This is a genomic window from Inquilinus sp., from assembly GCF_057815775.1.
Map to the genome: position 1 here is coordinate 1 of NZ_JBYRFX010000714.1, position 9,568 is coordinate 9,568.

Below are 9,568 nucleotides of genomic sequence, written 5' to 3' on the forward strand. Positions count from 1 at the left end.
TCGCCGGTCATGGCCAGGCCGACGCCGAACAGCACCGAGACGAACAGCACCTGCAGGATGTCGCCGCCGACGAAGGCGCTGAACATCGTGTTCGGGATGATGTTGGTCAGGAAGCCGATGACCGACTGGTCATGCGCCTTGGCGGCGTAGCTCTCGACCGACTTGGTGTCGAGCGTTGCCGGATCGATGTTCAGACCGGCGCCCGGCTGGACCAGGTTGGCGATGATCAGGCCGACGATCAGGGCCAGGGTCGAGAACGCCAGGAAATAGATCATGGCCTTGGCGCCGACCCGGCCGACCTTCTTCAGGTCGCTCATCCCGGCGATGCCGGTGACGACGGTCAGGAAGATCACCGGTGAGATGATCATCCGCACCAAGCTGATGAAGCCGTCGCCGAGCGGCTTCATCGCCGCACCGATATCGGGATAGAAGTGGCCGAGCAGAATGCCGATCAGGACGGCGAACAGGACCTGGACATACAGATGCCGATAGAACGGCAGGGACGGCCGCGGGGCGGCGTCGGCAGGGCGAGTGGCCATGGCACACACTCCTCTGGCTCACGCCGCCGATGATCGGGACGAGGCCGGCTTGGGGTTTCCTGCCGCCCTGGGGATGGCCCCTTCTTGCGGGCGGCTGCTCCATGCGGTGCAATCACCATGCCAGTCTGCACCTGTTTGCCCAATTTTTGCCATCTTGTTGATCGGCCGACGCTTTTTCCGGTGCGCCGCAAAGCCTCCGAACCTCTGTGAGCGGAACTCCGCACAAACCGAGCTCGGCAGGTGCGGAGATCCACACAGCCGTCGGCGAGGCGATTCCGCGGAGGAAGTGCTAGGTTGGCGCTCCGGCATCCCGACCCGCCGGGACGAGGCTGAATGAGCACCATCGCACGCGACCGGACCGTCGACCTGCCCGCCCGGCCCGTCACCGATCCGGCCGGACCGCATCTGCGCCGCAACTGGGCAGTATTTGCGGCCATCGGCCTGATCCTGCTGGCCACGGTGGTCTGGCTGGCCGGCCCGGTCGGGCGCGACCGGGCGCTGGGAGAGATCTCCCGCTCGGCCGAGGCCGCGCTTGGCCTGCATGTGGCGATGTTGCGCAGCGAGTTGGAGAAGCAACGCTCCCTGCCCTTCGTGCTGGCCCAGGATCCGGATGTACGGGCCGCGCTGGGCTCCGCAAACGACCAGCCGCGCCTGGATGCCATCAATGCGAAGTTCGAGGCGTTGAGCCAGGGCACGCGGGCCGCCGTCATCTATCTGCTGGATCGCAGCGGCACGGCGATCGCAGCCAGCAACTGGCGCGAGCCGATCAGTTTTGTCGGCCAGCACTACGCCTTCCGCGCCTATTACCAGCGGGCGGTCGATGCCGGCGCCGCCGAGTTCTTCGCCATGGGGACGATGAGCCGTCGGCCCGGCACCTATCTGTCACGGCGGATCGACGGGCCGAACGGGTTGCTCGGCGTCATCGTGGTCAAGGTCGAATTCGACCCGATGGAGGAAGCCTGGAGCCGCTTTGCCGAGACGGCGTTCGTCACCGACGAGCACAATGTCGTGCTGTTGACCGACGCACCGGACTGGCGGTTCCGCAGCTTCGGTCCGCTGCCGGAGAGCGAGCGCGCCGCGGTGCGCGAAAGCCTGCAATATGGCGCGGCGCCGCTCGACCCGCTGCCGATCGCGCCGGACACGGCCTCGCCCCGCCCCGAGGCGGTGATCGCGACCCTGCCGGGCGCGCGGCTGCCCGGGCGCTTCCTGGCCTTGTCCGCTCCGGTGCCGACCACCGGCTGGACCTTGCACCTGCTGGCGCCGACCTCGCCGGCGGTCGGCCGTGCCATGACAGACACCCGGCTGATCGCCGGGCTAGTCACCCTGCTCGCCCTCGCTGGCGCCGCGGCGCTGCTGTATCGCCGGCATCGCGCGCTGAGCCATGCCGTCCGGCAGGCGGCGACCCAGGCCGAACTGGAGCGCCGGGTCGCCGAACGCACCCAGGCGCTGAACGACGCCAATCTGCGTCTGACCGATGAGATCGACGAACGGCGCCGGGTCGACCAGATCCGACAGCAGCTGCAGGAGGAACTGACCCAAGCCAACCGCCTGGCGATCATGGGCCAGGTGGCGGCCAGCGTGGCGCATGAGATCAACCAGCCGATCGCCGCCATCCGGTCCTATGCCGACAATGCCGCCGTGTTCCTCGACCGGGACAAGCGGACGGCCGTGCGCGAGAATCTGACGACCATCGCCGGGCTGACCGACCGGGTTGGCGCCATCACCCAGCATCTCAGGGCCTTCTCGCGCAAGGCGACAAACCAGCTCGAGCCGACATCCTGTGCCGCCGCGGTCGAAGGCGCACTGCTGCTGACGCGCCCCCGCATCCGGCGGCAATCCGTGCGGCTGGTGCAGGATCTGCCGCCTTCGGACGTCCGCGCGGTGGCGGAACGGGTGCGGCTGGAGCAGATTCTGGTGAACCTGCTGCAGAACGCCCTGGACGCCTTGGCAGGGCTGTCGGATCCCGAAATCCGCATCATTGTGGACGCCGCGGACGATCAGGTTAGGATCGCGGTTTCCGACACCGGCAAGGGCCTTGACCCCGACACGATGAAGGCGCTGTTCATTCCCTTCAGCACCACCAAGCCGGCCGGGCTCGGCCTCGGCCTGGTGATCTGCCAGGACATCGCACGGGAGTTCGGCGGCACGATCGCGGCCGGCAATCGCGATGGTGGCGGTGCCGTCTTCACCGTCACGCTGAGGCGGGCCCCGTGAACGCGGCAGGGCGGGTCGTCTTCGTCGACGACGAGGCGGAGATCCGGCACGCCAATGTACAGAGCCTGGAGCTGGCCGGCTTCGAGGTCACGGCGCTCGACTCCGCCCGCCAGGCCCTGGCTGCGATCGACCGCGACTTCCCCGGAGTGGTCGTCACCGATATCCGCATGCCCGAGACCGACGGCCTGGCGCTGTTCCGTCAGCTGCGCGCGCTTGACCCCGACCTGCCGGTGATCCTGATCACCGGTCATGGCGACATCGCCATGGCGGTGGCGGCGATGCAGGAGGGGGCCTACGATTTCCTGGCCAAGCCCTATCCGGCCGACCGCCTGGTAGACAGCGTCCGGCGGGCGGCGGAGAAGCGCCGGCTGGTGACCGAGAACCGGCGGCTGCGGGCGGCGCTGGAACAGGCAGACGATGCGGCCTTCCTGGGCGACACGCCGGAGATGGAACGGCTGCGCCGCACCGTACGCGACGTGGCGGATGCCGATGTCGACGTGCTGGTGCTGGGGGAGACCGGCTCGGGCAAGGAGGTGGTGGCCGAGGCGCTGCACCGCTGGAGCCGCCGCCGGGCGAAGCCCCTGGTGGCGCTGAATTGCGGCGCGCTGCCCGAGAGCGTGATCGAAAGCGAGCTGTTCGGGCACGAGGCCGGGGCCTTCACCGGGGCGCAGAAGCGCCGCATCGGCCGGATCGAGCATGCCGATGGCGGCACGCTGTTTCTCGACGAGCTGGAAAGCATGCCGCCGGGGCTTCAGGTGAAGCTGCTGCGGGTGCTGGAAGATCGCGCCGTGGAACCGCTGGGCACCAATGAGCGGCGGCCGCTCGACCTGCGCGTCGTCGCCGCGACCAAGACCGACCTGAGCCGGGCGTCACAGGAGGGCCGGTTCCGGGCAGATCTGTACTATCGGTTGGCCGTGGTCACGCTGAGGATCCCGCCGCTGCGCGAGCGCCGCGCCGATGTGCCGCTGCTGTTCGCCCATTTTCTGGATCTGGCCACCGAACGCTTCCGCCGCGACCAACCATCGCTGAGCGACGCGGTGCGGCGCCATCTCTTGGATCACGATTGGCCGGGCAATGTCCGGGAGCTGGCCCATTTCGCCGACCGGGTGGCGCTGGGTCTCGGCGAGGTCGACGTGCCGGCGGCAGAGGTGTCGACCAGTCTGCCGGAGCGGGTCGAACAGTATGAGGCCGCTCTGATTCGAGAGGCCCTGACCACACGGGGCGGCGATGTCCGGGCGACCGTCGAGGCCCTTGGCCTGCCACGCAAGACCTTCTACGACAAGCTGGCCCGGCACGGCATCGACCCGAACGACTATCGGGCCGAACCGATCGGCCGGCGTGGGGCCTGAATCCCAGGCTGGCCGACGGCGCTTCGGCTCAAGGCAGCTTGATGTAATCCGCGTCGATCGTGCTCTCGACCTTGCCGTTCAGTGTCCGGGTGTAGTGCAGTGAAAGCTGGCCCGGCGCCGTCAGGGTCCGGCGGTAGGACTGCACCTCGGTCTTGCCCCTGGTCTTGACGGTCAGTTCGGTGAGCAGAAGTGCCCCCTCAAGCTGAGCGTTGGCCCGGGCGCCAGTCTTCAGCCGGGTGGTCCAGACACCGGGCTTCTTGGACGGCGGAAACAGCACGGTGTTCTCGCGGATCGTCTTCGGATCGACCTCGGCCGAGCTGGCGGTCGCGCCTTCGGCACTGCGCCAGCGCAGCAGCAACGCGCCATCGGCCGATGCGTCGATCATCAAGGCTGCGGCGCGCTTGGCCTCGCCATCGCCATCGCTGGCCCCGACCCAGGAGCCACGGAATGCCTCGATCCCGACCAGAGCGGCGCCCGGTGTCGCCGGAGCTGCAGCGGCCACAGGGACGGCCACTGGAGCCTTGGTTTCCCCGGATGCTGAAACGCAAGCCCCCAGCAATGTCATCGCCGCCATCCCCAGGATGGCATGCCGCAGTATCATCGTGTCCCCCTTCTCGCCCCCATAGGCCGACTCGGCTTTCATCATGGCCGATCCAAGCCGGCAGCCGCATTGGAAATCGGCCTTGAACGGAGAGAACGGGGCGACCTGGCCGCAGGTTCCGCCAACGCCGCGGCCCAAAACGCAAAAAGGGCCACCCCGACGAAGCGGGGTGGCCCTTTGAGACATATCGATGAGCGCTGCGGCTAGGCCCGCACCACCCCCGTGACGGGAGCGTCGAGGCCAAGCGCGGCGGCGGCCGTGGCGACGATGTGCTGCGCCGACAGCGCCGCCTCGGCGTATTGCAGCTCCGGCTTCTCGTGGTCCTGGAAGCGGTCCGGCAAAGTCATCGGCCGGATCTTCAGCCCGTGGTCGAGCAACCCGGTCCGCGCCAGATGGTGCAGGACGATGCTGCCGAAACCACCCTCCGACCCTTCCTCGATCGTGATCACCACCGCGTGATGGCGGGCCAGCTGTTCAACCAAGCCGGTATCGAGCGGCTTGGCGAAGCGGGCGTCGGCGACCGTGGTCGACAGGCCCATGCCGCCCAGCGTCTCGGCGGCCGCGAGGCATTCCTGCAGGCGTGTGCCGTAGCTGAGCAGCGCGATCGTCGTGCCTTCGCGCAGCACCCGCCCCTTGCCGAGCGCCAGCGGCGTGCCGCGGGCCGGCAGTTCGACCCCGACGCCGTCACCGCGCGGATAGCGGAAGGCCGAGGGCCGGTCGTCGAGCGCAGCGGCGGTGGCCACCATATGCACGAGCTCGGCCTCATCGGCCGCGGCCATCAGCACCATGCCAGGCAGGCAGCCGAGATAGGAGATGTCGAAGGCGCCGGCATGGGTGGCGCCGTCGGCCCCGACCAGCCAGGCCCGGTCGATTGCGAACCGCACCGGCAGGTGCTGGATCGCGACATCGTGCACGACCTGGTCGTAAGCGCGCTGCAGGAAGGTCGAATAGATCGCGCAGAACGGCTTGAACCCTTCCGTCGCCATGCCCGCGGCAAAGGTGACCGCATGCTGCTCGGCGATGCCGACATCGAAGATGCGGCTCGGGAAGCGCTGAGCGAACTTGTCCAGCCCGGTGCCTGTGGGCATGGCCGCGGTGACCGCGACGATGCGGTCGTCGGCCTCGGCCTCCTGGACCAGCGCCTGGGCGAAGACGCCGGTGTAGCTCGGCGCATTGCTCTTCGGCTTGGTCTGGGCGCCGGTGATGACGTCGAAGCGGTTGACGCCGTGATACTTGTCCGGCGCCGCTTCGGCCGGGCCGTAGCCCTTGCCCTTCTGGGTGACGACATGGACCAGCACCGGGCCATCATCGGCATCGCGGACATTCTCGAGCACCGGCAGCAGGTGGTCGAGATTGTGCCCGTCGATCGGGCCGACATAGTAGAAGCCCAGTTCCTCGAACATCGTGCCGCCGGTGACGAGGCCGCGGGCGTATTCCTCGGCCTTCTTGGCAGCACGTGCCACCGGCTTCGGGAAGACGGCGGTGACGTCCCGCATCAGATGCCGCAGCGAGCGATAGGAGCGCGACGAGATCAGCCGCGACAGATAGGCGCTCATGGCGCCGACCGGCGGCGCGATCGACATGTCGTTGTCGTTGAGGATGACGACGAGGCGGCTCTTCAGCGCGCCGGCGTTGTTCATCGCCTCATAGGCCATGCCAGCGCTCATCGCCCCGTCGCCGATCACCGCCACGACGCGGAAATCATCGCCCTTGAGGTCGCGGGCGACGGCCATGCCGAGGCCGGCCGAAATCGAGGTCGAGCTGTGCGCCGCGCCGAACGGATCGTATTCGCTCTCCGACCGCCGGGTGAAGCCGGACAGGCCGCCCCCCTGGCGTAGCGTGCGAATCCGCTCGCGCCGGCCGGTCAGGATCTTGTGCGGATAGGCTTGGTGGCCGACATCCCAGATCAGCTTGTCGCGCGGCGTGTCGAACACGCGATGCAGGGCGACGGTCAGCTCGACCACGCCGAGCCCGGCGCCAAGATGGCCGCCCGTGGTCGAGACCGCATCGATGGTCTCGGCCCTGAGCTCATCGGCGACCTGCCTCACGTCGGAAGCAGGCAGGAGTCGAAGGTCTGCGGGGGTATGGATGGTGTCGAGCAGCGGTGTGACTGGCTTCATTCAGCTTCGCTTTCGGCGGGCTTGGTCCTGGCGATCGGTGGCGTCGGCGTCCGTCTTACTTGCACCGTGACGGCGGACATTCGGCTGAAGCCACCCCCAAATTCCTGCCCGATATCACCTCCAACTATAGGGGAGCGATGGCGCGATCAAGAAAATCCGGTGTCACGGAGGGGGTGCGGCGCGAATTCGCCGCGGCTGCGGCGTCACGGCCACGGGCCGTGATTGACAAGCCCTCTCCGCCCCCTTAAGAACCGCGGACCGAGCGGCACTGCCGCACGGACGGAGGGGTGGCCGAGCGGCTGAAGGCAACGGTTTGCTAAACCGTCCACGGGAGAAATCCTGTGCCCGGGTTCGAATCCCGGTCCCTCCGCCATCTCCCTGCCGACAGGCGAGGGAGATGTGCGGTTTAGATACCACCGCCCCTATCGCCACCCACACATCGCCTTGCCGGTCTCATTGTGCGCCAGGATCTGGCGGGCCGTGCCATCGGTCAGGTTGTCGCTGCGGCTGACATAGATCGGCCGAACCCAGGCACATTCAGTCGCGCGACCAGCCGTCCCGCAACCGGCCAGCAGCGGTGCCGTCGCCAGCACGGCGAATGCGATCCTCGACGCTGTTTCGCGTCTCGACCGCGTCCCGATAGGCTTCATGCTGTCCTGCCTCCTGATCCTGCGCCGCCGCCTGGCGCCCCTGCCACCGGCCAAGCAGCAAGGCGCTGCCGATGGCCGCCGCAACCACGCCGGCTGCGATGATCCAGCGGCCGACGGCCGTGCCGCTGAACCAGGCCAATGCCGCGGCGATCATCGGCGCCTCATGACCAGCCAGACCCCGACACCGATCGCGGCGGCCGCGCCGCCGACCAGCAGCAGCCACCACGGCAGCGAGGCAATGTCCCGGATAATCGGCACCGCCGGCGCCACGGTCTGCAGACTGTCCACCACCGGCCCCAGCAGGGCGGTGCCGCCACCAGCGATCACGGCCACGGTCTTGGCGCGGTCCGCCATGCTGTTCACCACCACTTTGCCGGGCGGCTTCACGCCGGCGCGGAACAGCCCATCGTCGACCGTTGCGTCGGGATAGACGTCGCGGCCATTCTCGTGGGTGATGATGGCCTTCACCAGCGGCGCCAGATGGGCATAGCCGTGCAAGTCGAGCACGGCGTCCGGCGCGAACCCGGTCAGGCTCGATACGTGCCTGATGTAGGCGCCCGCATCATTCTCCCCGGCCGGCGCCCAGCGGCTGATGATGCCGCTGATGGTCCGCAGACCGTACCGATCCTGATAGGCGATCAGCAACATCGCCAGCGCACGGATGCCCCATTCGACCGACGAGAACACGTCGAAGCGGGCGCCGTTCTGGCGAAACTCTGCACTGTTGCGATAGTCGGCGTCGGGCAGGCGGCCCTGCCACTTGTTCGCAGCGTTGCGTTCGATATTGCCGGGATTGTTGTTCCGCTCCCCGCGGGTCGATGCAGCCATGAAGGTCTCCTGACATGAAAAGCCCCGCGCGAGGCGGGGCGGTTCGAGGGGCCTGCAGGGACGGGTCAGCCGGGATCGCGCCGGGCGATCCAGCGATAGAAAACGACCTCGACCACCTGGGGGCCGAGGTAGCCCAGCGCGGCGGCCAGGCCCCAACGGACGGTTTCCGCGGCGCCAACCCAATCGCCGAGGGCGCCACCCATGATCCCCAGGCCGAGCACGCTGGGCAGCTCGAATGAAAGCCGACGGATCGAGAAAGGCTTACCGGTCGTGGCCCGGTGTGCGTGCCGCATCACGACCCCGATCGCGGCGGACATCACCGGCCCGGCGAGTGACAGGAAAATCGAAACCGTCCCTGGCTGGGGTGGCTGCGGGTCGGCCATGGAAACCTCCTCCGGACATAAAAAGGCCCGCCAGAGGCGGGCGCTTGAGGATCGGCACCGATGCACGCGTGCCCGATAGGCGGGCATCGGCCCGTGGGCGAGCCCAGGCGGGCGATCAGGTCGGGCGTTGCCGCCGGAAGCGGGAGACCCCGGACCGGGCCAGGTACAACAGCGGCAGTTCAATGAAGCGGTAGGACAGGACGCCCGCGGCAAGCGCCCCCCCCAAGGCCACGGCGAGGAAGATGCCCGGCGATGCGATGCCGAAATGGCGCATGACGATGAAGAGGGCCGCGATCACGAACAGGTGTGACAGGTAGATCGAGTAAGACGCGTCGCCGAGAAATTCCAGGAACCGGCCGAAGCGCCCCTTCACATCCGGCAGCGACAAGGCGGCAGCCACCACGGCGATGGCCGGCAGCCCCCATAGGAAGAACCGCATGTCCAGCGAGGGCGGCCCGTTGATCACTGTCCAGCCGAAGACGAGCACGGCAAAGCACAGCAGCGCCGCCACCTGGACCAGACCGGCCCGCAGCCCCTGCCGATGCAGCAGGTACAGCGCCATGCCGGCGACGAATTCGAAGCTGATCGAATGGCCCAGGAATACGCCGAACGGGTTGTCAGCCCCCAGCGCCTTGCCGAGGATGAACAGCGCCAGGAAGACCAACGCCACGGCCGGAACCCGCGCCCGCATGCCCAGGCCGAGCAGGATCGCGAAGACCGCGTAAAAGCCCATCTCGTAGTTCAGCGTCCAGCCAACGCCGAGGACTGGTGCCAGATTTCCGTTCGGTTGAAAGAACGGAATGAACAGCAACGATTTTACGACCGTCTCGGCCGAAACCTGTGTTGACCGCATGAGCCCCGGCAGCAGGGCCGCCCCGGCCGAC

General features: G+C 68.0%; 9 protein-coding genes and 1 tRNA gene. 3 read left to right on the top strand and 7 right to left on the bottom strand.

Annotation, left to right across the window (positions count from 1 at the left end; translation table 11 throughout):
- On the bottom strand, positions 1-539 hold a 539-nt coding region (locus tag AC3XYG_RS24940), incomplete at its 3' end, for a cation:dicarboxylate symporter family transporter (RefSeq protein ID WP_489142566.1).
- A gap of 333 nt (positions 540-872) precedes the next feature.
- Between AC3XYG_RS24940 and AC3XYG_RS24945 the strand changes: the two genes are divergently transcribed.
- Both AC3XYG_RS24945 and AC3XYG_RS24950 read left to right on the top strand, forming a co-directional pair.
- Entirely contained in the window at positions 873-2,753 is a 1,881-nt protein-coding gene (locus tag AC3XYG_RS24945) for a sensor histidine kinase (RefSeq protein WP_489142567.1), read from the top strand.
- Positions 2,750-4,102, top strand: coding sequence for a sigma-54-dependent transcriptional regulator (locus AC3XYG_RS24950; protein ID WP_489142568.1), 1,353 nt, complete (start codon positions 2,750-2,752; stop codon positions 4,100-4,102). The genes AC3XYG_RS24945 and AC3XYG_RS24950 overlap by 4 nt, the downstream gene beginning before the upstream one ends.
- 28 nt (positions 4,103-4,130) lie before the next feature.
- Here the strand turns inward: AC3XYG_RS24950 and AC3XYG_RS24955 are convergent, their stop codons facing one another.
- Positions 4,131-4,748, bottom strand: coding sequence for a hypothetical protein (locus AC3XYG_RS24955; RefSeq protein ID WP_489142569.1), 618 nt, complete (start codon positions 4,746-4,748; stop codon positions 4,131-4,133).
- 158 nt (positions 4,749-4,906) lie between these two features.
- Positions 4,907-6,823 carry a 1-deoxy-D-xylulose-5-phosphate synthase gene (dxs, locus tag AC3XYG_RS24960; RefSeq protein ID WP_489142570.1) on the bottom strand — a complete coding sequence of 639 codons (1,917 nt, stop codon included), beginning with the start codon at positions 6,821-6,823 and terminating at the stop codon, positions 4,907-4,909.
- Between the two features lie 281 nt (positions 6,824-7,104).
- On the opposite strand from dxs, the gene AC3XYG_RS24965 reads away from it, so the two are divergent.
- Positions 7,105-7,196, top strand: a tRNA-Ser gene (locus AC3XYG_RS24965).
- A 164-nt stretch (positions 7,197-7,360) separates the two neighbouring features.
- On the opposite strand, the gene AC3XYG_RS24970 is transcribed toward AC3XYG_RS24965, so the two are convergent.
- From AC3XYG_RS24970 to AC3XYG_RS24985, 4 genes are all read right to left on the bottom strand, one after another.
- The gene (locus AC3XYG_RS24970) at positions 7,361-7,627 is read right to left on the bottom strand and encodes a hypothetical protein (RefSeq protein ID WP_489142571.1); all 267 of its coding nucleotides are present in this window, start codon (positions 7,625-7,627) and stop codon (positions 7,361-7,363) included.
- Entirely contained in the window at positions 7,624-8,301 is a 678-nt protein-coding gene (locus tag AC3XYG_RS24975; protein ID WP_489142572.1) for a hypothetical protein, read from the bottom strand. Before AC3XYG_RS24975 ends, AC3XYG_RS24970 begins: the two co-directional genes overlap by 4 nt.
- Positions 8,302-8,366: 65 nt before the next feature.
- Positions 8,367-8,684, bottom strand: a complete 318-nt coding sequence (locus AC3XYG_RS24980) for a phage holin family protein (protein WP_489142573.1) — start codon at positions 8,682-8,684, stop codon at positions 8,367-8,369.
- A 115-nt stretch (positions 8,685-8,799) separates the two neighbouring features.
- A partial coding sequence (locus tag AC3XYG_RS24985) for an acyltransferase family protein (RefSeq protein ID WP_489142574.1) occupies positions 8,800-9,568 on the bottom strand: 769 nt, incomplete at its 5' end.

Coding starts and splice junctions, on each gene's coding strand:
- AC3XYG_RS24975 (WP_489142572.1), bottom strand. CDS start 8,301: ATGGCTGCATCGACCCGCGGGGAGCGGAACAACAATCCCGGCAATATC.
- dxs (WP_489142570.1), bottom strand. CDS start 6,823: ATGAAGCCAGTCACACCGCTGCTCGACACCATCCATACCCCCGCAGAC.
- AC3XYG_RS24980 (WP_489142573.1), bottom strand. CDS start 8,684: ATGGCCGACCCGCAGCCACCCCAGCCAGGGACGGTTTCGATTTTCCTG.
- AC3XYG_RS24970 (WP_489142571.1), bottom strand. CDS start 7,627: ATGATCGCCGCGGCATTGGCCTGGTTCAGCGGCACGGCCGTCGGCCGC.
- AC3XYG_RS24955 (WP_489142569.1), bottom strand. CDS start 4,748: ATGATGAAAGCCGAGTCGGCCTATGGGGGCGAGAAGGGGGACACGATG.
- AC3XYG_RS24945 (WP_489142567.1), top strand. CDS start 873: ATGAGCACCATCGCACGCGACCGGACCGTCGACCTGCCCGCCCGGCCC.